Raw genomic sequence first — 25,390 nt, forward strand, 5'->3', positions numbered from 1 at the left:
TCCCCTCGTTCCAACCCAGATTTGCGCATGACCACTGCTTCCGGCTCCCTGACCATCGTCGTCGCCACCGACCTCAACAACGGCATCGGTATCCGCAACACCCTGCCCTGGCATCTGCCGGAAGACCTGGCGCATTTCAAGCGCACCACCTCCGGGCATGCCATCCTGATGGGCCGCAAGACCTTCGAATCGATCGGTCGGCCGCTGCCCAACCGGCGCAACATCGTCATCACCCGCAATGGCGGATGGCAACACGCGGGCGTGGAGACGGCCGGCTCCCTGCAGGAAGCCGCCGCACTGGTGCAGGCAGCGCCGGCCTTCATCATCGGCGGGGCGCAGATCTATGCCGAGGCGCTGCCGCTGGTGGACCGCCTCATCATCACCCGCATCGGGAAAGTCTTCGATTGCGACGCCTTCTTCCCGACCCTGGACCAGGCGCTGTGGCAGGAGACGGCGCGCGAGAACCACCGGTCCGAAACTTCCGGATTGGACTACGCTTTTGTGACATACCAAAGACGTTGACCCGGCCCGACAACAGGCTGTTGTTTTTTCCCTTTTTTGCTTACACTGCGCAGCTCTTTAGCGCAGTTGGCGCACACGTGGCGCGCATATCTGCGACAATCCCGCTTTCATTTTTCCGGCGCGCAAGCACTGCCAGCCCAGGCGCTTTTCTTTTGACCCCCTGCGCGCGTGTGCCGACCCGGCTCCCCGCGCGCAAAGCCTGGAGAAATCCATGAAATTCCGATTCCCCATCGTCATCATCGACGAAGACTTCCGCTCCGAAAACACCTCGGGCCTGGGCATCCGCGCCCTGGCCGACGCCATCGAAGCCGAAGGCATGGAAGTGCTGGGCGTGACCAGCTATGGCGACCTGGCCCAGTTCGCCCAGCAACAGTCGCGCGCCTCGGCCTTCATCCTGTCCATCGACGATGAAGAAATGGGCGCCGGCTCGGATGAAGAGACCGACCACGCCCTGAAGGCCCTGCGTGCGTTTGTCAGCGAAATCCGTCATAAAAACGCCGACATCCCCATCTATCTCTACGGTGAAACCCGCACCTCGCGCCACATTCCCAACGATGTGCTGCGCGAGTTGCACGGTTTCATTCACATGTTCGAAGACACGCCGGAGTTCGTGGCCCGGCACATCATCCGTGAAGCCAAGTCCTACCTGGACGGCCTGGCCCCGCCCTTCTTCCGCGCCCTGGTCGATTACGCCCAGGATGGCTCCTATTCCTGGCACTGCCCCGGTCACTCCGGCGGCGTGGCCTTCCTGAAGTCACCTGTGGGCCAGATGTTCCACCAGTTCTTCGGCGAACGCATGTTGCGCGCCGACGTCTGCAACGCCGTGGAAGAACTCGGCCAGCTGCTGGACCATACCGGCCCGGTGGCCAACTCGGAGCGCAATGCGGCGCGCATCTTCAATGCCGACCACTGCTACTTCGTCACCAACGGCACCTCGACCTCCAACAAGATGGTCTGGCACTCCACCGTCGCCCCCGGCGACATCGTCGTGGTGGACCGCAACTGCCACAAGTCCATCCTGCACTCCATCATCATGACCGGTGCGATTCCCGTGTTCCTGATGCCCACGCGTAACCACCTGGGCATCATCGGCCCGATCCCGCTGGAAGAGTTCACCCTGGAAAGCATCCAGAAAAAGATCGAAGCCAACCCCTTCGCCCGCGAAGCCAAGAACAAGAAGCCGCGCATCCTGACCATCACGCAATCGACCTACGACGGCGTGGTCTACAACGTCGAGACCCTGAAGAACATGCTCGACGGCGAGATCGAGACCCTGCACTTCGACGAAGCCTGGCTGCCGCACGCCACCTTCCACGACTTCTACAAGGACATGCACGCCATCGGCAAGGACCGTCCGCGCGCCAAGAAGTCGCTGATCTTCTCGACCCAGTCGACTCACAAGCTGCTGGCTGGCCTGTCGCAGGCTTCGCAGATCCTGGTGCGCGAATCGGAAACCGTGAAGCTCGATGAAGACGCCTTCAACGAAGCCTTCCTGATGCACACCTCGACCTCGCCGCAGTACTCCATCATCGCCTCCTGCGACGTCGCGGCGGCCATGATGGAAGCGCCGGGCGGCACGGCGCTGGTGGAAGAAAGCATCCTGGAGGCGCTGGACTTCCGTCGCGCCATGAAGAAGATCGACCAGGAATTTGGCGATGAGTGGTGGTTCCAGGTCTGGGGCCCCAACAGCTTTGCCGCCGACGGCATCGGCGAGCGCGAGGACTGGGTCATCAAGGCCGAGGACGACTGGCACGGTTTCGGCAACCTGGCGCCGGGCTTCAACATGCTGGACCCGATCAAGGCCACCATCGTCACCCCCGGCCTGGCCCTGAACGGCCAGTTCGGCGAGAGCGGCATCCCTGCTTCCATCGTGACCAAGTACCTGGCCGAGCACGGCGTGATCGTGGAGAAGTGCGGCCTGTATTCCTTCTTCATCATGTTCACCATCGGCATCACCAAGGGCCGCTGGAACACCCTGGTGACGGCGCTGCAGCAGTTCAAGGACGACTACGACAAGAACCAGCCGATCTGGCGCATCCTGCCCGAGTTCGCCCAGCGCAACCCGCGCTACGAGCGCCTGGGCCTGCGCGACCTGTGCCAGCAGATCCACGAGACCTACCGCGCCTACGACGTGGCCCGCCTGACCACCGAGATGTATCTCTCGGACATGCAGCCGGCCATGAAGCCCTCGGACGCCTTCGCCAAGATGGCCCACCGCGAAATCGATCGCGTCCCCCTGGACGAACTGGAAGGCCGTGTCACTTCGATCCTGCTGACCCCCTATCCGCCGGGCATTCCGCTGTTGATCCCGGGTGAGATCTTCAACAAGACCATCGTTGATTACCTGAAGTTTGCGCGTGATTTCAACGAGAAATTCCCGGGCTTCGAAACCGACGTGCACGGACTGGTCAAGCGTGAAGTCAACGGCCGCCGCGATTACTTCGTGGATTGCGTCAAGCAGTAAGCCTCAGCGCTGCGTGCAAAAAAAGCCGGTGCCTGCGAAGGCATCGGCTTTTTTCATGCTGCTGCCGGATGCAATCCGATCAGAAGCTACCGAGATAGAAATAACCCGCCAGTGCCCCGCCAAACAACAACCACAGCGGATGAATCTTGGTCTTGAGCGCAATGATGGCAGTGGTTGCCGTGATGGCCGCGAGGAAGCCATGCGTGATCGACGCCTGCGCGATCAGCAGCGCCGAAGCCGCCACCAGCCCGCCGGTGACCGGCAGCAGACCGGCCTGCACGTGACGCCGCCAGGGCTTGTCCTTGCACCTCTCCCAGACGTGCAACATGATGATGGTGATGATGGAAGACGGACCGAACTTGGCCAGACTGGTCACCAGCATCCCCCAGAAGCCCGCCACATGCCAGCCCACCAGCGTAACCACCATCAGGTTGGGGCCCGGCGCGGCCTGACCCAATGCAAACAGCGCACTGAAATCCTCGGCGCTCATCCAGTGATGGACTTCCACCACCTGGCGCTGCATCTCGGGGAGGATGGTATTGCCGCCACCGAAGGCCAGCACCGACAACTGCGTGAAGATGATGGCCAATGCGATCAGGGTCTGGCTCATTGCGCGCCCTCCTTCTTGCCCGCAGTCTGCGGCTTGGCCGCGAAGCGGCTGCCATAGCGGGCGGTGAGCACCACGCTGACGGGCGTCATCACCAGCATCACCCACAGCAGCGGAATGCGCAGCAAGGCGATGGCAATGAAACAGACCACTGCCACGCCCGCCAGCACCAGGTTCTTGCGCAGGGGCAAGGCGATCTTGACGGCCATCTGGATCAACAGCCCCGCTGCCGCCGCCGCCAGTCCCGCGAACAGGTGCTTGACGTTGGGATCATGCTGGAAGTGCTGGTAGATCATGCCCAGCAGGATCACCACCATCGAGGGCACGGCGATGAGCCCGGTGATACCGGCCAGCGCCCCCTTCCAGCCCCGGAACTTCATGCCCAGCGCCACCGACAGGTTGATGATGTTGCCCCCGGGGAGGAACTGGCACAGGCCCAGCAGCTCGACGAATTCGGGATCGGTGAGCCAGCGGCGGCGCTCCACGATCATGCGGTGCGCCAGCGGCAAGGCACCGCCGAAGGCGGTCATGCCCAGGCCAAGAAAGCCCAGGAAGATTTCCCGGGTAGAAGGAACGGCCCGCTCAGGGACCGGCAGGTCAGGAGTACTCATCATCATCTCATGCGAACGCGGCGTGATTGCCGGATGAATGAAAGGCTACTCTTGGGGAGGGTTTTTGTCTAATATATGTCAGATACTTGATCCATATTTTAAAAATATGTCACCTTCCATCGATCTGCGCCTGCTGCGCTACTTCATCGCTGTGGCTGAAGAGGGCCACCTGACCAAGGCGGCCGAGCGCATCGGCATCCAGCAGCCGCCGCTGTCGCAGCAGATCCGCCTGCTGGAGCGCGAGCTGGGCGTGACCCTCTTCAACCGCCTGCCGCGCGGCATGGAGCTCACTGACAGCGGGGTGGCCCTGCTCAATGATGCACGCGCCCTGCTGGCGCAACTCGATACGTCGGTGGCCAGCGTGCGCCGTATCGCCCAGGGCAAGATGGGGCGCATTGCGGTGGGCTTTACCGAATCGGCTTCGCTGCATCCCTTCGTGCATTCGGTGATCCGCGCCTTTCGCGCCGATGCACCGGATGTCGCCATGACGGTGGAAGAAAGCAACACCAATGAACTGATCGAAGCACTGCGCGCCAAGCGGCTGGATCTGGCCTTCGTCCGTTCCCCGGTGGGCGATTCAGGCGGATTGACCATCGAGACCATGCTGGTCGAAGACATGGTGGCCGCGTTGCCCATCGACCATCCACTGGCCGAGCAGGGCAAGCGCAAGAGCCTCGCCCTGCACGCACTGGCCGAGCAGTCCTTCATCATGACGCGCCGGCCCAACGGTCCCGGCCTGTACGACACCATCATCGCGGCCTGCCATGCGGCCGGATTCTCGCCGCAGGTGATCCAGGAGGCGCGCAAGAATCTGTCCACGCTATCGCTGGTGGCTGCTGGCGTGGGGGTGGCGGTGATCCCGGCATCGATGACGCGGGTCAATGCGGAGGGCGTGGTGTACCTGAAGCTGACCGGTGCGCCCGAGTTGAAGGCACCGCTGCACCTGGCTTACCGGACTGGCAGCATCAGCGGTGCGGCGCGCCTGATGCGGCAGGAAGCCTTGAAATTGAGTGCGGGGCGCAAACGGCGTTGATATCTGCTGCATATGGCAAGTTGCAGATCCATACAAAGCAGGCTTGCAGCTGATGAGAGTGCGGTTTTCAAGCTGAAGGCTGGCGGCGATGTGGCAACGGACTCTTGCATCAATCCAATATTTCAATAATAATTGAAGTATTGGATTGAAGGAGAGCGAAATGGAAACCAGGACTGTCATCACCGCATTGGCCGCATTAGCCCAGGAATCGCGCCTGGCCATCTTCCGGCACCTGGTTCAGCTTGGCCCCGAAGGCTGCGCCGCCAGCAAGATCGGAGAAACCTTGGGCATCGCCCCCTCGTCCGTCTCCTTTCATATGAAAGAGCTGACACACGCGGGCCTGGTGAGCTCCCGCCAGGACGGGCGTTTCGTCATCTACGCGGCCAACTACGGTGCAATGAATGAAGTATTGAGTTTTCTGACGGAAAACTGCTGCGGGGGCAATCCGTGCTCGCCCGTGAGCGCCTGCAGCGAGCGCTCCACCACCACGTCAGCAACAGCGGGAACCATCAGACAGAGTTCATCATGAGCACCCACCGGCTTAAACCCCTGCCCCCTCATTTACTGACCAAGGATAGAAAGTGCTGACTGCGCTCGTCATCTTCCTGCTCACCCTGATGTTTGTCATCTGGCAGCCCAAGGGACTGGGCATTGGCTGGAGTGCCTGCGCCGGCGCGGCCGTGGCGCTGGCGGCGGGCGTCATCCATCTTTCGGATATCCCGGTGGTCTGGCATATCGTCTGGAACGCTACCGGCACCTTCATCGCCATCATCATCATCAGCCTGTTGCTGGACAAGGCCGGCTTTTTTGAGTGGGCCGCCCTGCATGTAGCGCGCTGGGGAGGTGGACGCGGGCGTCTGCTGTTCGTGCTGCTGGTCCTGTTGGGCGCGGCGGTATCGGCCCTGTTCGCCAACGACGGCGCTGCGCTGATCCTCACTCCCATTGTCATCGCCATGTTGCTGGCACTTCGCTTTTCGCCGCATGCAACACTGGGCTTCGTGATGGCGGCCGGCTTCATCGCCGACACGGCCAGCCTGCCGCTGGTGGTGTCGAACCTGGTCAATATCGTCTCGGCGGACTTCTTCAAGATCGGATTCGCGCAATACGCCTCGGTCATGATCCCGGTGGACGTGGTCTCGGTCGTGACGACGCTTATCGTCCTGTTCATCTACTTCCGCCGCGATATCCCCCGACACTATGACCTGACGCAACTGCAAGAACCCGCCGCAGCCATCCATGATCGAGCGACCTTCGTCGCCGGCTGGTGGGTACTTGCGATGCTGCTGGCAGGCTTTTTCTGGCTGGAAGACAGGGGCGTACCGATCAGCGCAGTGGCAGCCGCGGGCGCAGTGATTCTCCTGGCAGTCGCAGGCAAGGGCCAAGTCATTTCCACGCGTGAAGTCATCAAAGGCGCGCCCTGGCAGGTGGTGTTCTTCTCGCTGGGGATGTACCTGGTGGTGTATGGACTGCGCAATGCAGGACTGACGGACCACTTGACGGGCGTGCTGAACGGTCTTGCCGAACATGGCGTCTGGGGCGCTGCACTCGGCACGGGTTTCCTGACGGCCTTGCTGTCCTCCATCATGAATAACATGCCCACGGTGCTGGTCGGGGCACTATCGATCGATGCCACCACCGCACAGGGCGTCGTGAAAGAGGCAATGATCTACGCCAACGTCATTGGCAGCGACCTTGGCCCCAAGATCACCCCCATCGGCAGCCTGGCCACCTTGCTGTGGCTGCACGTGCTGGACAAGAAGAACATTCATATTTCCTGGGGCTATTACTTCAGGGTCGGCGCCTTGCTGACGCTGCCGGTCCTGCTGATCACCCTATCCGCTCTGGCCATCAGGCTGGGGGGATGAGCAGGATGGCCCTGCTCGCTCCGTCAACTTCAACACAGGCATTCATCATGACCACGATCTACCATAACCCCGCATGTGGCACCTCCCGCAACACCTTGGCCATGATCCGCAACAGCGGTGAAGAGCCGACGATCATCGAATACCTGCAGCACCCGCCCAGCCGCGAGCAGCTGGTCCAGATGATCCGGGATGCCGGTCTCGCCGTACGCGACGCCATCCGTCAAAAGGCTACGCCCTACGACGAGTTGGGCCTGGACGATGCCGCTCTGAGCGACGACCAGTTGCTCGATGCCATGCTGACCCATCCCATTCTGATCAACCGGCCATTCGTGGTGACGTCCAGGGGAACCCGCCTGTGCCGCCCCTCGGAGCTGGTACTGGAGATCCTGGAAAATCCTCAGCAAGGTGGATTCACGAAAGAAGACGGCGAAGTCGTCGTCAATGCGGAGGGCCACCGTGTCAACTCTGCCAGGTGATCTGCCCAACGTCGACGCGAGTCAGTTCAAGGCCCCCTCCATCGCCGATTTCGCCAGGATCGGGGCGTCGTCACACCCTCCGCGATTTCTCTTGCTGTACGGCTCCGTTCGTGAACGCTCCTATAGCCGACTGCTGACCATGGAAGCGGCCCGCTTGCTGGAGGCATTGGGTGGCGAGGTCAGGATCTTTGATCCGCGCGGCTTGCCGCTGCCGGACAGCGAACCGGAGACACATCCGAAAGTGCTTGAACTGCGGGAGCTGGCCAACTGGTCTGAAGGGATGGTGTGGTGCTCGCCTGAACGCCATGGTGCCATGACGGGGATCATGAAGGCACAGATCGACTGGATTCCACTCTCTCAGGGCGCCATTCGCCCTTCGCAAGGCAAGACGCTGGCGGTCATGGAGGTATCGGGCGGCTCGCAGTCCTTCAACGCCGTCAACCAGATGCGGATACTCGGTCGCTGGATGCGGATGCTGACCATCCCGAACCAGTCTTCGGTGGCCAAGGCATATCAGGAGTTTGACGAAGCCGGCAGGATGAAACCGTCGGCATACTACGAGCGCGTGGTGGACGTGATGGAGGAACTGTTCAAATTCACGCTGTTGACGCGCGACGTCTCGCCCTTCCTGACTGACCGCTATAGCGAGCGAAGAGAATCGGCCGAAGAACTGACCAGGCGCGTCAACCAGCGCGCCCTCTGATCCGACGGACATGCTGCGAGGCGCTTGATTGGCCGGCGCAGCCCATCAATCATAGTGCAGCAACATTCCATAAATGATTTATATCATTTATGGAATTCAACCCATCAGGTCTTGGGCAGGGTCACGCCATGCTGCCCCTGGTACTTGCCGCCGCGATCCTTGTAGGAGGTTTCGCAGATTTCATCACTCTCGAAGAACAGCACCTGGGCGCAGCCTTCGCCGGCGTAGATCTTGGCGGGCAGCGGGGTGGTGTTGGAGAACTCCAGGGTGACATAGCCTTCCCATTCGGGTTCGAAGGGGGTGACGTTGACGATGATGCCGCAGCGCGCGTAGGTGGACTTGCCCAGGCAGATGGTCAGCACGCTGCGCGGGATGCGGAAGTATTCGACGGTGCGTGCCAGGGCGAAGGAGTTGGGGGGGATGATGCAGACATCGCCCTTGAAATCGACGAAGGATTTCTCATCGAAGTTCTTGGGATCGACGATGGTGGAATTGATGTTGGTAAAGATCTTGAATTCGTTGGCGCAGCGGATATCGTAGCCATAGGACGAGGTGCCGTAGGAAACGATCTTGCTCCCGTCGGCCGCCAGGCGCACCTGACCGGGCTCGTAGGGTTCGATCATTCCTTCCTGCTCCGCCATGCGGCGGATCCACTTGTCTGACTTGATGGCCATGGTTGTTTGCTGTATTCGACGGATTCGGAGAATGCGGCATTTTACGCGAAAAATGGGTCAAGTTGGGGCGATTGGGGGGAATCGGGGCGGCAGCGGCCCATTCGCGTTACGCCATGTTGATCCCTCCGGAAGGAACCGCGTGAGTGCGACCATTCACCTTATCGGAATTGACACTTCCGCTCCTGAATTTCATCGTTTGAGTCTGTACTCATCAGGACAGCCTCATGTATCCACACATACTGTTTGCTCTGACACTAGCTCTGCTCGCAGCAGAGGTGCCTGCCATGGAATGCGCTCGCGCTGGCAACTTCGCGGAAAAGGCCATCTGTAGCGATCCGGTACTCACCCGCCTGGATACTGCGCTGAACCAGAACTATCGATGGATGTTGGACGCCGACATCGGCAAGGGTGCGAGAGACGCACTGAAGCATTCACAAAGGATCTGGGTGATCCAGCGCAACCGATGCAGCGACCGTGAATGCTTGATGACGCTATACAAGCAACGCATTGAGGATATCTGCGACTACCCCGTCATCGGCGGAGTTCATCCGGTCTGCGATGAGCCCGATGTTTCGGCTGGAATACCTCACCCCGACTAATACCTTCTGCGCTCTACGCTCCCGCTCTCTTCTTTCAATTGGGCGGAGTTCGAACTGACCCATACTGACAAGACAGTTTTTCGGACTGCGCGCAGAGGCAGACGACCCTTCTGCATAACATCCAAAAAGTTTTGGTCAACGAAAAAAACCTCAATCAGAAACGTCGGCAAAAACTTAATTTTTTGATTTTTCTAAAAACTCGCTTTTGCTGTATTTCATAAATGCGACGGCCGAATATCGTCCGATTAAATCGACCTCCGTTTACCGTAAATATTCGATGGTCTCCCGCGTGAAATCAGGGTTCAATGTCGCAGGTTTTTATAAGACTTGTTAGCTGGACCATTAGTCAGACGGACTATCGAATTGCATTAATCAGGAATCTGTCGGAACACTAATTTCAGGAGGAGCACTTGTGAGTGATGGCCCTGTTTATGAAACAAGCCCTATCCGCAACATGCGCATGATCGTCAGCACAGGCATCTTCTTGATGGCGACTTCATGCCTGGCAGCTGAAAATGCAAAGGAAAAAGAAGCAAAAAATATAGCAGGAGGATGCTCTCCTGACTCAGTTATTCGAAATGAGTCAGAAAATGAAATTTCCATTGTCACAGCAGAACAACTTCTATTGAAGCTGCGCGAAATTCACGAGAATTTTCTCTTGCTCGACAAAGCTTTCATCAATGAAAAGAATTTGAAGACAACTTTTGGTCTTGCGCAGAGATATTACCCACAGGGAGCCCTTCCTGCCCCGGGCGCAATTCAGCAGCTACGACTTCCTGCGCCGCTCCGACAATACGTATTACATCAATGCCACGCAGTACATCCAGTTCGGCCCCAACCAGGTCAAGATCAACAGCAGCAACCGCGACAGCCTTATCGGCACCGATGGCGACGACAGCTTCAGTGCCAATTACTATGCGGCCTACAACGGCATCTACTTCAATACCGATCTGCTGGTGAAATTCTATGCAGGCGGCGGCAACGACCTGATGGGCGGAAGCAGCCGCAACGATACGCTGTGGGGCGGCACCGGCAACGACGCCCTGTGGGGCTACGAGGGCAATGACACCTTGTACGGTGAAGAAGGCAACGATGAACTCATCGGTGGCGCGGGCAATGATCTGCTCGACGGCGGCACCGGCGACGATATGCTGTTTGCTGAAGCCGGCAATGACACCTTGATCGGCGGCGAAGGCAACGATGAACTCCAGGCCGGCGACGGCAATGATGCCCTCTACGGTGGCGCAGGCCATGACAGGCTGTTCGGCCAGGCCGGTGACGACAACGATACTGTGCTCTCCAGCATCAGCCACACGCTGGGCGCACAGATCGAGAACCTCGGTTTGCTGGACTTTTCCAAACCCGAGAAGGGCGTCGCCGATGGCGTCGACATCCTGGTCTATGGCTATCCCAAAGCCAATGAACTGGACTACATGCAGGGCAATGCGGTGCGCGACTATGCCGGCACCTGCGCCCTGACCAGCATCGCCAATCTGGCCATCCAGGCCAACCAGAACCTGTCGGAAGCCCAGGTGGTGCAGCGTGCCATCGACAACCAATGGTGCGTCACCGACAGCACCGTCAGCGACTACGAACGCGGCGGCTCCAATTACCTCGGTCAGCGCGCCCTGCTGGACAGCTACGGTATCCGCAACGGTCTCATGCAGGGCTACAACGAACAGGGCATCGCCAATCTGATCAAGGGTGGCCGCGGCGTGATCATCGCCGTGAATGCGGGCAAGCTGTGGGGGGAAGACGCCTACCTCGACGGCGGTGCTGTCAACCACGTGGTGACCGTGACCGGCGTGGCCTGCGACGCTGCCACCGGCGCCATCAACGGCTTCTATATCGCCGACTCGGGCCGTGGCCTGGTCAGTGACATGACGCGCTACCTGTCACTGGAAGAGTTCCGACGCGATGCCAACGTCGCCAATGCCTACAGCATCTATACCATCGACCCGATCAAGCTGCGCAACGAGAACATCGACGGCACCGGTAACGAACTGGCAAACATCATCACCGGTAACCGGGGTGACAATATCCTCACCGGAGGCCGTGGCAATGACACGATCATCGGCCAGGCCGGCAACGACAGCCGCTCATGCAGATCGTTCCGCAGGAAGCAGCCGTGGAGGTGGAAGCGTTTCTGGAGAACAAGGATATCGGCTTCGTCCAGGTTGGCCAGGACGCCAAGGTCAAGATAGAAGCCTTCGACTACACCAGGTACGGCACGGTCCCGGCAACGGTGCGGCATGTTTCGCATGATGCCATCGAAGACGAGAAGCGCGGCCTGATCTACGCCAGCAAGATCGTTCTGTCACGCCATACGCTGGCAGCAGAGGGGCGCACGCTGGCGCTTGCGCCGGGCATGTCGGTCACCGTCGAGATCCGGACGGGAACACGACGGGTCATCGAATACGTGCTCTCCCCTCTGATTCGCCACCAGCAGGAGTCCCTCAATGAACGTTAGAACTGTCTGCGTAGTCCTGATGGCAGCAGCGCCGGTATGTCTGACGGACATGGCCCACGCACGGGAATGGCTGGAACGGGCCTCGGCGCCTCTTGAGGATCCCTTGTTGGCGCGTCCACCGGAACTGGACGAAGGCAAATTGCTTCCGGGAGATGCCCATACCCTGGTTTGCGATGGCCGTTCTGCCGTACCGACTGCGCCACTCAGCTTGGGGGATGCGATCGACCTGGGCTTGTGTCATCACGCCCAGGTGAGGGCCGGCTGGGCGCGCATCAAAGTGCAAGCAGCGCAAAAGGGCGAAGCCAGGGCGGCCTATTTACCCAGCATCAACGCTGGTCTGCGCTTGCAGCATGAGCGTGTGCAGCAGCCCGATTCGCTACTCCCTCTGGAGAACCAGCGCAAGAGCCGCTCCCAGTACTACACGCTGACCTGGCGCCTGTTGGACTTCGGTGGCCGCAGCGCCAACCTGCGCGCAGCCGATGCCTTGCTCGACGCCGCCCTGGCCAGTCATGACGCCATCTTGCAAAAGACCATGAGCAGCGTCATTGCGGCCTATTACGACGTTCAAACAAGCGGTGCCAATCGCCAGGCCCGTGAACTGAACGAACGCCTGGCACGCCAGATCATGGAGATTACCCACAAGCGTGCCGAACGGGGCATGGCGGCGCGCTCCGACCTGTTGCAAGTCCAGACCTCCCTGTCCAAAGCGGAACTGGAACATGCGCGAGCCATCGGCCAACATGAAAAAGCCCTGGTCACCTTGTCGGTCTCATTGGGACTGCGAGGACAGGGAGCTCGCCTGCAAGTCCCCATCGACAGTCCCGACTCGGCCATCGAGGCCGGTCAGATTGCGCAAGACCTGGCGCAATGGATGGAGCTCGCTGGGCAGCAACATCCTGCCTTGCTTGCCTCCAGGGCGCAATTGGCCTCGTCGCGCGAGAAGCTGGCGGCCACGCGCGCCGAAGGCTTGCCCAGTCTGGATTTTTCTCATGGATACTACGTCAACGGACGCCCCAATCAGGGGAGTGCGGGCACGCAAACACGCGAGACGGTGAGCGCACTGGCCTTGAACTTCCCGCTCTTCGACGGCTTTGCTCACACCTACAAGGTACGCAACGCCCAGGCACAGATCGACCTCCGGGAAGCCGAACTGCTGGAGGCCGAGGGGCAGGTCATCAGCGAACTCGCCAATGCCTTCGCGGAGAATCAGGCTGCCCAACGCAACCTGAGCTCATCCCTGCGCCTGCTGGAAAGCGCGAAGATGGCCATGGAAGACGTTCAGCGCAAATATGAACGCGGACTGAGCGACATCATCGGCATCCTCAATGTGCAGGCCGCACTGGCCGATGCAAGCCAGGAACGCATACGTGCCCTGGCCGAATGGCGTTCTGCCAGGTTGCGGCTATTGGCCAGCGCCGGAGAATTGGGACGCACGCGGATCGCTGAACAAGGCAAGTGAGGGGCGGCGATCAACACACGACGGGCGCTCAAGGTGGTTCAGCGCTGCATGCTCTCCCACACCTTCTGCAAGCGCTTCACCGACACCGGCATCGGCGTCTTCAGTTCTTGCGCGTAGAGCGACACGCGCAGTTCCTCCAGCATCCAGCGGAACTCGGTCATCTTGGGATCCACCCGCCCGGCGCGGTCTTTCAGGGCGCGCTGGTAGGGCAAGGCCACCGAATTCCACTCGGCCAGCAAGCGCGTATCGCGGGCCGGATCGGCGCGCAGTTTGTCCAGCCGTACGTTGATGGCCTTGAGGTAACGTGGGTAGTGACTCAGATTGGTGTAATCCGTCTCGGCCACGAAACGCTTGCCCACCAGTTGCGACAACTGCGCCTGCATGTCGGTCGCCGCAGCCGCATGCGCCTTGATACCCTGCAGCTTCTTGGGCAGGGCGTGATACTCGGCCAGCACCTGGCCGCACAGGCGCGCGATCTCGTTGACCAGCAAACCCAGACGCGCCTTGCCCTCATCACGGCGACGATTGAATTCGTCCGCATTGCGTGGCAGCGGGTCTTGCAGGAAGGCGCGTTCCAGCCCGGCATTGAGGATCTGTTCCCGCAATTCCTCCTGCGAGCCCAGGGCCATGAACTGCATGCCCATCTGCTGCAGACCCGGAATGTTCTTCTCCAGATACTTGAGCTGTTCCTTCATCTGCAACGCAAACAGGCGACGCAGACCCGCATGGTGGAAGCGCGCGGCCTCGGCCGGATCATCAAAGACCTCCAGGTCGCAATGCGTCTTGCGATCCACCAGCGCCGGGAATCCGATCAGCGTTTGCGCCTGCTTGCCACTGCCGCGCGTGATCTCCAGCAGTTCGGGCAATTCGCCAAAACTCCAGCTGGTGAGATTGCTGTACTCGCCCACTGAGGCGGGGGCCGCCGGGGCTGCATTCGCGGCTCCCTTGCCGAGGGCTGCAGGTGCCGGTGCGGTGCTGTCCTCCTCCTCGCGCGGGGCAATGGCGACCTGCTCGGCCAGCTTCTGGAACTGCTGGCGCGCCTGGCCGCCGAATTCGGCTTGCAGGGCCGCGAGGTTGCGGCCCATCTCCAGCTGGCGACCATGCTCATCGACGATCTTGAAGTTCATCGCGTGGTGCGCCGACAGCGTCTCCTGCTTGAAGTCGCTGGGCTTGACCAGGATCGTGATCTGCTCGCGGATGTCGGCAATGATGGCGTCGATCAGGTTGCCCCGGCCAAAGGTCTTGCGCTCCTCCATGCGCTCGCAGAAACGTGCGGCGTAATCGGGCAGCGGTACGCAGTGGCGGCGCAACTTCTGCGGCAGGGACTTCAACAGCAGATGCACCTTCTCCTTCAACATGCCCGGCACCAGCCAGTCGCAGCGATCCGCCGAGACCTGGTTGAGCGCATACAGCGGCACGGTCAGCGTGACGCCATCGCGCGCCGCACCCGGCTCGAAGTGATAGCTCAAGGCCATGGCGATACCCGCCACGTTCATGGTCTTGGGGAACAGCTCGGTGGTGACGCCCGCTGCTTCATGACGCATCAGGTCGTCACGGTTCAGGTACAGCAACTTGGGATCGGCGGCCGTGGCTTGCTTGTGCCACTTCTCGAAGTCCACGCCATTGCAGATGTCGTGCGGGATCAGCTTGTCGTAGAAACCGATGATCAGTTCATCGTCCACCAGCACATCGAGGCGACGGGACTTGTGTTCCAGGTTTTCGATCTCCCGCACCAGTTTCTGGTTGTGCGCAAAGAATGGTGCGCGAGTCTCGAAGTCGCCACCGACCAGGGCGTCGCGAATGAAAATCTCGCGCGCGTCGGCCGGGTTGATCTTGCCGTAGTTGATGCGGCGCTGGCTGTACACCACCAACCCGTAGAGCGTGGCGCGTTCGGAGGCGGTGACCTGGGCGGCGCGTTTTTCCCAGCGCGGTTCGCCCCAGGATTTCTTGAGCAGATGGCCGCCCAGTTTCTCCAGCCATTCGGGCTGGATGTTGGCGACGCAGCGCGCATACAGGCGGGCGGTATCGACCAGCTCAGCGGCCATCACCCAGCGGCCCGGCTTCTTGGTCAGATGCGCACCGGGCCAGATGTTGAACTTGATGCCGCGTGCGCCCAGGTATTGCGCATCGTCCTCACTCTTGAAACCAACGTTGCCCAGCAAGCCCGTCAGCAGCGCCAGGTGCAGCTGGTCATAGGTGGCGGGGGCTTCATTGAGTCGCCAGCCCTGTTCCTTCACGATGGTCAGCAACTGCGAATGGACATCGCGCCACTCGCGCAGACGCAATTGCGAGAGGAAATTCTCACGGCAGTGTTCCTGCAGCTGGCGATTCGATTTCTTGTGGGCGATGGCCTCCTCGAACCACTTCCAGATCTTCAGATAACTGGCGAATTCCGATTTCTCGTCGGCGAATTTCTTGTGGGCGTTGTCCGCTGCATTCTGCGCATCCATGGGCCGGTCGCGCGGGTCCTGCACGGATACCGCTGCGGCGATGATGAGCAGTTCAGTCAGGCAGGCATTGTCGCGTCCCGCCAGGATCATGCGCCCCACGCGCGGGTCCAGCGGCAACCGGGCCAGCTGCTTGCCCAGTGCAGTCAGGCGATTGACGCCGCCCTGCTCTTCTACCGCACCCAGCTCCTGCAACAGCTGATAGCCGTCGGCGATAGCGCGGCCCAGCGGCGGTTCAATGAAGGGGAAACTCTCCACATCGGTCAGGTGCAGCGACTTCATGCGCAGAATCACCGAGGCCAGCGAGGAGCGCAAGATCTCGGGATCGGTGAACTTGGGACGCTGCAGGAAATCCTGCTCATCATACAGACGGATGCACACGCCCGCGGCCACCCGGCCGCATCGTCCGGCACGCTGGTTGGCCGCCGATTGCGCCACCGGCTCGATCTGCAACTGTTCGACCTTGTTGCGATAGCTGTAACGCTTCACACGTGCGAGACCGGCATCGACCACATAGCGGATCCCCGGCACGGTCAGTGAAGTTTCCGCCACATTGGTCGCCAGCACGATGCGACGGGCATTGCTGGTCTTGAAGACGCGTTCCTGCTCCTGCGCAGACAGGCGCGCAAACAGCGGCAGGATTTCCACATGCGGGGGATGATGCTTGCGCAGTGCTTCGGCAGCGTCGCGAATCTCGCGCTCGCCGGGCAGGAACACCAGCACGTCCCCCGACCCGATGCGCGCCAGTTCATCCACGGCATCGACCACGGCATCCATCAGGTCGCGCTGCTCGCGGTCCTTCTGGGCCTGGCTGGCGCGGCCCTCGGCGCGCGCACGCGCCTGCGCCACTTCGGTGGAGACGCCGCTGCGGTCGGCATTGTCGATGGGACGATAGCGGATCTCCACCGGATACAAGCGGCCCGAGACCTCGATCACCGGAGCCGGTACGATCTCGCCCTTGACCTCGCGGCCGAAATGGCGGGCGAAACGGTCGGCATCGATGGTGGCCGAGGTGATGATGATCTTCAGATCGGGGCGCCTGGGCAGCAACTGCTTCAGATAGCCCAACAGGAAATCGATGTTGAGGCTGCGTTCATGCGCCTCGTCGATGATGATGGTGTCGTACTGGCGCAAGAGCGGATCGGTCTGGGTCTCGGCCAGCAGAATGCCGTCGGTCATCAGCTTGATCCATGCGCCCTTGGACAGCGTGTCGTTGAACCGGACCTTGTAGCCCACCAGTTCGCCCGGCGGGGAATTCAGTTCCTGCGCGATGCGCTTGGCGGTCGAGGAGGCAGCGATACGGCGCGGCTGGGTGTGACCGATCAGGCCCTTCTCGCCACGGCCCAGCTCCAGGCAGATCTTGGGCAGCTGGGTGGTCTTGCCGGAACCGGTCTCGCCGCTGACGATGATGACCTGATGACGGCGCAGGGCTTCGGCGATCTCGTGGCGGCGGCCGGAGACGGGCAGCTCTTCGGGAAAGGTGACCGGAGGCAGCGCATTGCGGACCGGTGGCGCGGCCTCGGCGGCAGACTCGGCGCGACGGGGAGCGCGCGGCTCGCGCGGGCTGCGCCCACGGTCCTGTTGCGGGTTCTGCTGCGACTGGGCGCCTGGGGGAGTGTGGGGTGCTTTGGTAACGGACATGAGGCCGACATTATACCTGCCACCGCCCGCCCGGTCAGGCTGGATGCGGCTGGAGGGCCGATGGTGCAGGTTTTGGCGAGCCTTGCCGTGCCAATGGCTCCGCTTTGCAACATCCGCACAAGAAATCTGCTCCCAAGCGGCCCGCAAGCCTACGGCCCGCCGCGACGCTGGTTATAATGCGCGTCATGGAAAAACAGACCGAATTCGTCAACTGGCTGCGTTCCGTCGCGCCCTATGTCCACGCCTTCCGCGGCAAGACCTTCGTGGTCGCCTTTCCGGGTGAGCTGGTCACGGCCGGCGGCCTGCAGGTACTGGCCCAGGATCTCTCGCTGCTGCATGCCTTGGGCATCCGCGTGGTGGTGGTGCATGGCTCGCGCCCGCAGGTGGCCGAGCAACTGGCCCTGCGCAATGTCGAGGCGCGCTTCCAGAACGGCCTGCGCGTGACCGACAGCGCCGCGCTGGAATGCGCCAAGGAAGCCGCCGGCGAACTGCGCCTGGACATCGAGGCCGCCTTCAGCCAGGGCTTGCCCAATACCCCCATGGCGCATTCGGCCATCCGCGTGATCTCCGGCAACTTCGTCACGGCTCGCCCCATGGGCGTGATCGATGGCGTGGACCTGCAACTGACCGGCGTGGTGCGCAAGATCGCCGCCGACGTCATCCAGCCCATCATGAATGCGGGCGGCATCGTGCTGCTCTCGCCGCTGGGCTTCTCGCCCACCGGCGAAGCCTTCAATCTGACCATGGAAGACGTGGCCGTGTCCGCCGCCATCGCACTGCGCGCCGAAAAGCTGATCTTCCTGTCCGAAACCCCACTGATGAAGGATGCCGGCGGCGCTGAAATCCGCGAGCTGTCCTCGCACCAGGCCGAGGCGGTGCTGTCGGCCGGCTTCCTGCCCGCGGATGCGGCTTTCTACCTGGCCAGCGTGGTCAAGGCCTGCAATGCCGGCGTCTCGCGCGCCCACATCGTGCCCTTCTCCACTGATGGCTCGGCGCTGCTGGAACTGTTCACCCACGACGGCGTGGGCACCATGGTCACCTACGAGAACCTGGAGAGCCTGCGCCAGGCCACCATCGAGGATGTGGGCGGTATCCTCAAGCTGATCGAACCGCTGGAAGCCGATGGCACTCTGGTCAAGCGCGGCCGTGAACTGATCGAACGGGAAATCGACTACTTCTCCGTGATCGAACACGACAACGTCATCTTCGGCTGTGCTGCACTTTATCCCTTCCCCAAGGAACGCATGGGCGAGATGGCCTGCCTCACCGTCAATCCGGAAGTGCAAGGCCAGGGCGACGGCGACCGCATCCTCAAGCACATCGAAACCCGTGCGCGCGAAGCCGGGCTGACCAAACTCTTCGTGCTCACCACCCGTACCTCGCACTGGTTCTTGAAGCGCGGCTTCGTGCTGGCCGGTGTCAACGACCTGCCGCAGGATCGCCAGCAGATCTACAACTGGCAGCGCAAGTCGCAGGTATTGATCAAGAATTTGTATTAATCATTTTTCCGTCAGGACGTGAGCAGGCTCAACCGCTGACCCCCATCGCTGGCCCGCCCGTCCCAGGCATTTCAACTTAACGAACCAAGGAATCGACATGGCACGCATGGTCCACTGCATCAAACTGAACAAGGAAGCCGAAGGCCTGGACTTCCCGCCCTATCCGGGCGAACTGGGCAAGCGCATTTATGAAAGTGTTTCCAAGGAAGCCTGGGCTGCCTGGCTCAAGCACCAGACCATGCTGGTCAACGAAAACCGCCTGATGCTGGCCGACGCCCGCGCCCGCAAGTACCTGGCCGCACAAATGGAAAAGCATTTCTTCGGCGAAGGTGCCGATGCCGCAGCGGGCTACGTACCGCCGAGCGAGTAAATCGGACCGCGTCATTGCTGGCGCACCGACTGCAACGCCGCCCTGGCTCGCCACGGCGGCGTTTGTTTTGCGTCCGGGGGTTGCAGCGCAGTAGAGGGCGCTACAATGCGCGCTTCGTTTCCGACTTCCTGCTGGAGCCTATCTTGTCCTTGCGTCGCATGCGCCTTGCCCTGCTATCCCTCAGTCTGGGCCTTGCCCTCTTGCCCCCGCAGATCCACGCAGCAACAGCTGCGCCAAGCCTGCCGCCTGGCATTACGCAGGGCCCCAGCGCCGAGGGCATCAGCGAGTACCGGTTTACCAATGGTTTCAAGCTGCTCCTGCTGCCGGACGACTCCAAGCCCACGGTCACGGTCAACATCACCTACCTGGTCGGCTCGCGCCACGAGAACTATGGCGAGACCGGCATGGCGCACCTGCTGGAACACCTGATGTTCAAGGGCTCGCCGCACAACCCGGCGATCCCGCAGGAATTCAGCAAGCGCGGCATGAACTTCAACGGCACCACCTGGCTGGACCGCACCAACTACTACGAGACCTTCGAGGCCGGCAAGGACAACCTGCAATGGGCCATTGCGATGGAAGCAGATCGCATGGTCAATTCCCGCATCGCGCGCAAGGATCTGGACAGCGAGATGACGGTGGTGCGCAACGAATATGAAGCCGGCGAGACCTCTCCCTCGCGCGTGATGTTGAAGCGCATGCAGAGCGTGGCCTATGACTGGCACAGCTATGGCCGCAGCACCATCGGCGCGCGCAGCGATATCGAGAACGTGCGCATCGAGAACCTGCAAGCCTTCTATCGGACCTACTACCAGCCCGACAATGCGGTGCTGCTCATCGCCGGCAAGTTCGAGCCGGCGCAGGTACTGCAATGGGTCAACCAGAGCTTCGGCCGCCTGCCCAGACCCAAGCGCAAGCTGCCTGAATTCTGGACGGTGGAACCGACCCAGGATGGCGAACGCCAGTTCGTGATCCGCCGTCGGGGGGACGTGCAACTGGTGGCGCTGGGCTACAAGATGCCCTCCGCGCTACATCCGGATGCCACCGCCCTTGCCTTCGCCGCCGACATCCTGACCGATACGCCCAATGGTCGCCTGCACAAATTGCTGGTCGAGAAAGGTCTGGCCACGCAGGTCTATGCGATGCAGCTCAGTGGCTTTGCGCCGGGGCTACAGATGATCGTGGCGCAGCTCAAGGCGGGGGCCGACATCGAACCGGTCAAGCAGGCCATGATCAGCGCCGTCGAATCCTTCAGCACGACACCGCCAACCGCCGACGAAGTGGCGCGCCTGCACCGCGAGAGCAGCAACAATTTCGAGACGCTGCAGAACAATCCGCAGCAGATGGCGGTGGCCATGTCCAACGCGATTGCACGCGGTGACTGGCGCCTGGTCTTCATCGAACGCGACCTGGAGCAACGCCTGAGCAGTGCAGACATCGCCGCTGCCGCCGGCAGATACTTCCGCCGCGACAATCGCACCGTCGGTCTCTACCTGCCGGAAGATCATCCGCTGCGCGCCGACGTCCCGGCTGCCCCCAGCGTGGCATCGCTGCTGACGCAATACCAGCCGCGCCCGGCCATCGCCTCCGGCGAAGCCTTCGACCCGGCGCCGGGCAACATCGAACAGCGCACTACCCTCATCGCGCCGGGCCAGTCGCCGCACACGGCACTCAAGCTGGCGCTGCTGCCCAAGCAATCGCGCGGGCAGACGGTGTCGGTGAGCATGAATCTGGAGTTCGGCGATGCCCAGACCCTGTTCGGTCAGCGCGCCGTGGCACAACTGACGGCGGCCATGCTCATGCGCGGCACCCGCAATCTTGATCGGCGCCAACTGGCCGACGAGTTCACGCGCCTGAAGATCAACGGCAACGTCTATCGCTTCCAGACCACGCGCGAGAACCTGGTCCCGGCGTTCGCGCTGGTGGGCGAGGTCTTGCGCTACCCGCGCATGGATCCGGTCGAGTTTGCACAGTTGAAGAACGAGACCGTGGCCGCGCTCGAAGCCACCCGCAAGGAGCCGGATGCGCGCGCCGGCGAGGCCCTGCAGCTGCACTTCAACCATTACCCGGCCGGTGACTGGCGCGCCGCGCAAACGCTGGAACAGCGCATCGCCGCCGTGCAAGCGGTGACGCTGGAACAGGTGCAGGACTTTCATCACCGTTTCTATGGCGCCTCGCATGGTGAGGTGGCCGTGGTCGGTGACTTCGATGCGCAGGCCGCGCGCAAGGCGATTGATGCAGCCTTCGGCGGCTGGGCCAGTGCGGCGCCCTATGCGCGCGTGCTGCAGAGCTGGGCCGACATCCCGGCCAGGCGCATGGTCATCGATACGCCCGACAAGGAAAACGGTGTCTATCTGGCGCGCCAGAATATTCGCTTGCGTGACGATGATCCCGACTACCCGGCCCTGGCCGTGGCCAATTACCTGCTCGGCGGCTCCAGCCTGAAGTCGCGCCTGGCGGACCGCATCCGCCAGAAGGATGGTTTGTCCTATGGCATCAACAGTGGCCTGCAGATTGGCGCCATCAGCGATGCCGGCTACTTCATGGTGCGCGCCATCGCCGCGCCACAGAACCTGGACAAGGTCGATGCGGCGGTACACGAAGAAATCGCCCGCCTCATCAAGGACGGCTTCACCGAGGATGAACTGCAACGCGCCAAGTCCGGCATCCTGCAGCAGCGCAACCAGCAGCGCGCCGGCGACGGCGGCATCGCCACCAGCTGGAGTGCCTTGATGAACCTGGACCGCAGCTTCCTGTGGCAGCAGCAGCTGGACCTGAAGCTGGCCGACCTGACGCTGGCGCAACTCAACGCGGCCGTGCGCAAGTACATTGATCCGGCGCGCATGAGCGTGGTGATTGCACGGGATGAGGCCAAGGCCGGCCAGCCCTGAGGCAAGGCGTGCAATGAAGGGATGAGGGGATGAAAAAATGCCCGTGTCATAGGACAACGGGCATTTTTGTCTGAGACAAAGACCAACGGCAGTGCGTCAGAACTCCAGTTTCCTGACGCCCTCAGCCGTGCCCAGCAGACAGACGTTGGCACCCTGGCGCGCGAAGAGGCCATTGGTGACCACGCCGACAATATTGTTGATCTTGTCTTCGATGTCAGCCGGATCGGTGATGGACAGTCCCAGCACATCGATGATGTAGCAGCCATTGTCGGTAACCAGCGGCTGGCCGTCGCCGTTCTTGTTCAGACGCAGGCGCGGCTGGCCGCCCAGTGCCGCCAGCTTGCGGGCCACCACGGCATGCGACATCGGGATCACTTCCACCGGCAGCGGGAAGTTGCCCAGCACCTCAACCAGCTTGGAACCATCAGCGATGCAGACGAATTTCTGCGCCACGGAAGCCACGATCTTCTCGCGCGTGAGGGCAGCGCCCCCGCCCTTGATCATGGCACCGGCACCATTGATTTCATCGGCGCCGTCGATGTAGACGGGCATGGTCTCGACCTCGTTGAGATCGAACACGGTGATGCCGTGCGAACGCAGCCGTTCTGCCGTGGCTTCGGAAGAGGCAACCGCGCCCTTGATGCGGTGCTTGATCTTGCCCAGTTCATCGATGAAGAAGTTGGCCGTGGAGCCGGTGCCCACGCCGATGATTTCGCCGTCGACCACGTAGTCGATGGCGGCCTTGGCTACGGCTTGCTTGAGTTCGTCTTGAGTCATGATGGTTCAGTTCAACGTAAATAAAATCGGGGGCGTGCCGTTTCCGGTCACGCCCGAATTCTCAAATGACAGGATCGACGTGCTCAATGCACATCGTCCGGCTGCTCATCCAGCGTCTCGAAGAGCGCAATCTGCAGCCGCGAATGCAGCTTGACCAGCTTGCTCCACAGCAACCACAGCAGCGCGGCGGCCGCCGCCAGCACGAAGGCCAGCAGGTTCAGCGGTGGCAGGATGCTGGCGCTCAACACGAAGATCAGCAGCATGATGCCCACGATGGACATGATGGGCAAGACCTCCGAGACCACCTTGCGCACGCCCGAAGTATACGCTCCTGCGAACTCGGGCTTGACGCTGACCTCGGCCAGCAGCATCGACAGCGCCTGCAACTTGCGATAGGTGGCAATGAGGAAGGGCAAGGAGAGCACCAGGGCACAGCCCCAGATGATGGCCTTCTGCACCTCCGGGTCAGGCGTCCATGCCGAGAGCTGGCGCGAGAGACCGTCCACGAAGAAGGCCCCGGCCAGGAATACTGCAATCACCAGGGCCAGGTTCACCATCACCTGCATGAGGATGCGGCGGATGATGCGCGTGAGTTCGGCACGATCCCCCGTAGGCTGCAGGCTTTCCAGCCAGCGTGAATACATGCCCAGCAGGCCGGAGACGCGTGCCGGCACCAGCGTGACAGCCTTGGCCGAGAGCGGATCGGCGGCCTTGATGAGGTAAGGCGTAAGCAAGGCGGTGACCGCCGAGACCGCCACCACGATGGGATAGAGGAAGTCGCTGGTCACCTTCAGGCTCTGGCCCAGCGCGGCGATGATGAAGGAGAATTCGCCGATCTGCGCCAGGCCCATGCCCACGCGCATGGGCGTACGCCCGCCCTGCCCCGCCACGAAGGTCCCCAGCCCGCAACTGATGAGCTTGCCGAAGACCACCGCCAGCGTGATGACGGTGATCGGCATCCAATACTTGACCAGCACGCCGGGATCGAACAGCAAGCCAATGGCCACGAAGAAGATGGCCGAGAACATGTCGCGGATCGGCTCCACCAGGCGTTCGATGCGATGCAGCTGGCGCGACTCGGCCATCACCGCACCGACCAGGAAGGCGCCGAGCGCCACACTGTATTGCAGCTTCATCACCAGCAGGCAGAAGCCGAACAGCACGCCCAGCACCGCCACCAGCAGCATCTCGTTGCTCTTGAAACGGGAGATGAAACTGAGCAGGCGCGGCACCGCCAGGATGCCCACCACCAGCGAGACCGTCATGAACAGCACCAGTTTGCCCACCGTCGTAAAGACTTCGGTGGAATCCACCGAGCCGCTGGTAGCCACGCCCGAAAGCAGCGCGATCATGCCGATGGCGAGGATGTCTTCCACGATCAGGATGCCGAAGATGATCTGGGCGAACTTCTCGTTCTTCATGCCCAGCTCGTTGAGAGCCTTGACGATGATGGTGGTGGAGGACACGGCCAGCATGGCCCCCAGGAAGATGGCATCCATGCGCTTCCATCCGAAGTACAGGCCGATCTCGTAGCCGATCCAGATCATCAGCAGGATCTCGGCGGCGGCGGCAATGAAGGCGGTGGCGCCGACCTTGGCCAGTTTCTTCAGGCTGAATTCCAGACCCAGCGAGAACAGCAGGAAGATCACGCCCAATTCTGAAAGAATATGCACGGTCTTCTCATCCTGGATCAGGTCGTAGGGCGGTGTATGCGGACCGATGATCACGCCGGCCACGATATAGCCCAGCACCACCGGCTGCTTCAACTTGTTGAAGACCACGGTGACGATGCCGGCAATGAGCATGATGATGGCCATGTCCTGGATGAATAACTCGACTTCGTGCATCGTGCGGGATTTCCTTTCCGTGTTGCTGTAGAGATGGCCGGGTAGTACCACAGGAGACTGCGGCACCGGGCAAGGCTGCGCCCTGCGGCTGTGGCCGCGGACGGTGGATGACAAGGGTTGCGGGTACTGCTGGCGGGCCGGCCACAGGAGGCGCCGGCGCTGGGTGCTGATCTGTGTCCGCTCTTGTTGCTGGTGACCACGGTACGGCTTGAACGGGCTTGAGCGAAGACGCAGTGGCGCAACATCTCTTCATCGCACACTGCGGGATGCCTCGAAAATAACACAACTGACAAGCGCACTGCAATGCAAAGTGCGTGCCTGCTCAGGGGCAAACGAGGATCCTGCACCATGAGATTGCATCAACGGGAAATGAAAAACTTAGTAATTTCGGCGCATCTGCTACGGGAAGCAGGCACCGAACCTAACAAAAATCCT

At 61.5% G+C, this 25,390-nt stretch carries 19 protein-coding genes and 1 pseudogene; 14 read left to right on the forward strand and 6 right to left on the reverse strand.

Annotation, left to right across the window (positions count from 1 at the left end; translation table 11 throughout):
- The first annotated feature begins 27 nt into the window (after nucleotides 1-27).
- Both GWL_RS13760 and GWL_RS13765 read left to right on the forward strand, forming a co-directional pair.
- Nucleotides 28-522, forward strand: a complete 495-nt coding sequence (locus tag GWL_RS13760) for a dihydrofolate reductase (protein ID WP_008331172.1) — start codon at nucleotides 28-30, stop codon at nucleotides 520-522.
- A 211-nt stretch (nucleotides 523-733) separates the two neighbouring features.
- Nucleotides 734-2,986 (forward strand): arginine/lysine/ornithine decarboxylase, encoded by a 2,253-nt coding sequence (locus GWL_RS13765; RefSeq protein WP_008331174.1) that lies wholly within the window; start codon nucleotides 734-736, stop codon nucleotides 2,984-2,986.
- Nucleotides 2,987-3,065: 79 nt separating this feature from the next.
- Here the strand turns inward: GWL_RS13765 and GWL_RS13770 are convergent, their stop codons facing one another.
- Both GWL_RS13770 and GWL_RS13775 read right to left on the reverse strand, forming a co-directional pair.
- A complete protein-coding gene (locus tag GWL_RS13770) occupies nucleotides 3,066-3,596 on the reverse strand; it encodes a chromate transporter (protein WP_008331175.1) in 531 nt (176 codons plus the stop codon).
- Complete coding sequence (locus tag GWL_RS13775) at nucleotides 3,593-4,210, reverse strand: chromate transporter (RefSeq protein WP_034350835.1); 618 nt, start codon at nucleotides 4,208-4,210, stop codon at nucleotides 3,593-3,595. The genes GWL_RS13770 and GWL_RS13775 overlap by 4 nt, the downstream gene beginning before the upstream one ends.
- A gap of 100 nt (nucleotides 4,211-4,310) precedes the next feature.
- On the opposite strand from GWL_RS13775, the gene GWL_RS13780 reads away from it, so the two are divergent.
- The 5 genes from GWL_RS13780 to arsH all read left to right on the forward strand — a co-directional run bounded on the left by GWL_RS13780 (nucleotide 4,311) and on the right by arsH (nucleotide 8,281).
- The gene (locus GWL_RS13780) at nucleotides 4,311-5,237 is read left to right on the forward strand and encodes a LysR family transcriptional regulator (protein ID WP_008331177.1); all 927 of its coding nucleotides are present in this window, start codon (nucleotides 4,311-4,313) and stop codon (nucleotides 5,235-5,237) included.
- A 160-nt stretch (nucleotides 5,238-5,397) separates the two neighbouring features.
- Nucleotides 5,398-5,766 carry a helix-turn-helix transcriptional regulator gene (locus GWL_RS13785; RefSeq protein ID WP_050978116.1) on the forward strand — a complete coding sequence of 123 codons (369 nt, stop codon included), beginning with the start codon at nucleotides 5,398-5,400 and terminating at the stop codon, nucleotides 5,764-5,766.
- Between the two features lie 52 nt (nucleotides 5,767-5,818).
- Nucleotides 5,819-7,102, forward strand: a complete 1,284-nt coding sequence (locus GWL_RS13790; protein WP_008331180.1) for an arsenic transporter — start codon at nucleotides 5,819-5,821, stop codon at nucleotides 7,100-7,102.
- 47 nt (nucleotides 7,103-7,149) lie between these two features.
- Nucleotides 7,150-7,578 (forward strand): arsenate reductase (glutaredoxin), encoded by a 429-nt coding sequence (gene arsC / locus GWL_RS13795; RefSeq protein ID WP_034350836.1) that lies wholly within the window; start codon nucleotides 7,150-7,152, stop codon nucleotides 7,576-7,578.
- Nucleotides 7,544-8,281, forward strand: a complete 738-nt coding sequence (gene arsH / locus GWL_RS13800) for an arsenical resistance protein ArsH (protein WP_034350837.1) — start codon at nucleotides 7,544-7,546, stop codon at nucleotides 8,279-8,281. Before arsC ends, arsH begins: the two co-directional genes overlap by 35 nt.
- 104 nt (nucleotides 8,282-8,385) lie before the next feature.
- On the opposite strand, the gene dcd is transcribed toward arsH, so the two are convergent.
- Entirely contained in the window at nucleotides 8,386-8,955 is a 570-nt protein-coding gene (gene dcd, locus GWL_RS13805; protein WP_008331199.1) for a dCTP deaminase, read from the reverse strand.
- A gap of 224 nt (nucleotides 8,956-9,179) precedes the next feature.
- On the opposite strand from dcd, the gene GWL_RS13810 reads away from it, so the two are divergent.
- From GWL_RS13810 to GWL_RS13825, 4 genes and pseudogenes are all read left to right on the forward strand, one after another.
- Nucleotides 9,180-9,554, forward strand: coding sequence for a lysozyme inhibitor LprI family protein (locus GWL_RS13810; RefSeq protein WP_050978117.1), 375 nt, complete (start codon nucleotides 9,180-9,182; stop codon nucleotides 9,552-9,554).
- A 956-nt stretch (nucleotides 9,555-10,510) separates the two neighbouring features.
- Complete coding sequence (locus tag GWL_RS22760) at nucleotides 10,511-11,758, forward strand: calcium-binding protein (protein WP_255347971.1); 1,248 nt, start codon at nucleotides 10,511-10,513, stop codon at nucleotides 11,756-11,758.
- A pseudogene (locus GWL_RS23040) lies at nucleotides 11,647-12,024 on the forward strand (HlyD family efflux transporter periplasmic adaptor subunit); the annotation flags it as partial. The gene GWL_RS22760 and the pseudogene GWL_RS23040, both read left to right, overlap by 112 nt.
- Nucleotides 12,014-13,483 carry a TolC family protein gene (locus GWL_RS13825; RefSeq protein ID WP_192811578.1) on the forward strand — a complete coding sequence of 490 codons (1,470 nt, stop codon included), beginning with the start codon at nucleotides 12,014-12,016 and terminating at the stop codon, nucleotides 13,481-13,483. The pseudogene GWL_RS23040 and the gene GWL_RS13825, both read left to right, overlap by 11 nt.
- Nucleotides 13,484-13,521: 38 nt before the next feature.
- Here GWL_RS13825 and hrpA read toward each other — a convergent pair whose 3' ends face one another.
- Nucleotides 13,522-17,571: an ATP-dependent RNA helicase HrpA gene (hrpA, locus tag GWL_RS13830; RefSeq protein ID WP_008331206.1), complete on the reverse strand. Its 4,050-nt coding sequence runs from the start codon at nucleotides 17,569-17,571 to the stop codon at nucleotides 13,522-13,524.
- A gap of 185 nt (nucleotides 17,572-17,756) precedes the next feature.
- On the opposite strand from hrpA, the gene argA reads away from it, so the two are divergent.
- The 3 genes from argA to GWL_RS13845 all read left to right on the forward strand — a co-directional run bounded on the left by argA (nucleotide 17,757) and on the right by GWL_RS13845 (nucleotide 22,331).
- Nucleotides 17,757-19,070, forward strand: coding sequence for an amino-acid N-acetyltransferase (gene argA / locus GWL_RS13835; protein WP_008331208.1), 1,314 nt, complete (start codon nucleotides 17,757-17,759; stop codon nucleotides 19,068-19,070).
- Between the two features lie 97 nt (nucleotides 19,071-19,167).
- Complete coding sequence (locus GWL_RS13840) at nucleotides 19,168-19,440, forward strand: oxidative damage protection protein (protein WP_008331210.1); 273 nt, start codon at nucleotides 19,168-19,170, stop codon at nucleotides 19,438-19,440.
- 143 nt (nucleotides 19,441-19,583) lie between these two features.
- Nucleotides 19,584-22,331 (forward strand): pitrilysin family protein, encoded by a 2,748-nt coding sequence (locus GWL_RS13845; RefSeq protein ID WP_008331212.1) that lies wholly within the window; start codon nucleotides 19,584-19,586, stop codon nucleotides 22,329-22,331.
- 96 nt (nucleotides 22,332-22,427) lie between these two features.
- Here the strand turns inward: GWL_RS13845 and rpiA are convergent, their stop codons facing one another.
- Complete coding sequence (gene rpiA, locus GWL_RS13850; protein WP_008331214.1) at nucleotides 22,428-23,108, reverse strand: ribose-5-phosphate isomerase RpiA; 681 nt, start codon at nucleotides 23,106-23,108, stop codon at nucleotides 22,428-22,430.
- An 83-nt stretch (nucleotides 23,109-23,191) separates the two neighbouring features.
- Complete coding sequence (locus GWL_RS13855; protein ID WP_008331216.1) at nucleotides 23,192-24,955, reverse strand: cation:proton antiporter; 1,764 nt, start codon at nucleotides 24,953-24,955, stop codon at nucleotides 23,192-23,194.
- Nucleotides 24,956-25,390: the final 435 nt, after the last annotated feature.

Origin of the sequence: Herbaspirillum sp. GW103 (assembly GCF_000261365.1) — a bacterium.
Lineage (GTDB): Bacteria > Pseudomonadota > Gammaproteobacteria > Burkholderiales > Burkholderiaceae_D > Herbaspirillum.

Bases quoted from the DNA above. Each gene is read 5' to 3' on its own strand.
- dcd (WP_008331199.1), bottom strand. From the start codon at position 8,955: ATGGCCATCAAGTCAGACAAGTGGATCCGCCGCATGGCGGAGCAGGAA.
- hrpA (WP_008331206.1), bottom strand. From the start codon at position 17,571: ATGTCCGTTACCAAAGCACCCCACACTCCCCCAGGCGCCCAGTCGCAG.
- GWL_RS13780 (WP_008331177.1), top strand. From the start codon at position 4,311: ATGTCACCTTCCATCGATCTGCGCCTGCTGCGCTACTTCATCGCTGTG.
- GWL_RS13785 (WP_050978116.1), top strand. From the start codon at position 5,398: ATGGAAACCAGGACTGTCATCACCGCATTGGCCGCATTAGCCCAGGAA.
- GWL_RS13810 (WP_050978117.1), top strand. From the start codon at position 9,180: ATGTATCCACACATACTGTTTGCTCTGACACTAGCTCTGCTCGCAGCA.
- arsC (WP_034350836.1), top strand. From the start codon at position 7,150: ATGACCACGATCTACCATAACCCCGCATGTGGCACCTCCCGCAACACC.
- GWL_RS13840 (WP_008331210.1), top strand. From the start codon at position 19,168: ATGGCACGCATGGTCCACTGCATCAAACTGAACAAGGAAGCCGAAGGC.
- GWL_RS13770 (WP_008331175.1), bottom strand. From the start codon at position 3,596: ATGAGCCAGACCCTGATCGCATTGGCCATCATCTTCACGCAGTTGTCG.
- argA (WP_008331208.1), top strand. From the start codon at position 17,757: ATGGAAAAACAGACCGAATTCGTCAACTGGCTGCGTTCCGTCGCGCCC.
- GWL_RS13765 (WP_008331174.1), top strand. From the start codon at position 734: ATGAAATTCCGATTCCCCATCGTCATCATCGACGAAGACTTCCGCTCC.
- GWL_RS13775 (WP_034350835.1), bottom strand. From the start codon at position 4,210: ATGATGATGAGTACTCCTGACCTGCCGGTCCCTGAGCGGGCCGTTCCT.
- GWL_RS13825 (WP_192811578.1), top strand. From the start codon at position 12,014: ATGAACGTTAGAACTGTCTGCGTAGTCCTGATGGCAGCAGCGCCGGTA.
- GWL_RS13855 (WP_008331216.1), bottom strand. From the start codon at position 24,955: ATGCACGAAGTCGAGTTATTCATCCAGGACATGGCCATCATCATGCTC.
- arsH (WP_034350837.1), top strand. From the start codon at position 7,544: ATGCGGAGGGCCACCGTGTCAACTCTGCCAGGTGATCTGCCCAACGTC.
- GWL_RS13760 (WP_008331172.1), top strand. From the start codon at position 28: ATGACCACTGCTTCCGGCTCCCTGACCATCGTCGTCGCCACCGACCTC.
- rpiA (WP_008331214.1), bottom strand. From the start codon at position 23,108: ATGACTCAAGACGAACTCAAGCAAGCCGTAGCCAAGGCCGCCATCGAC.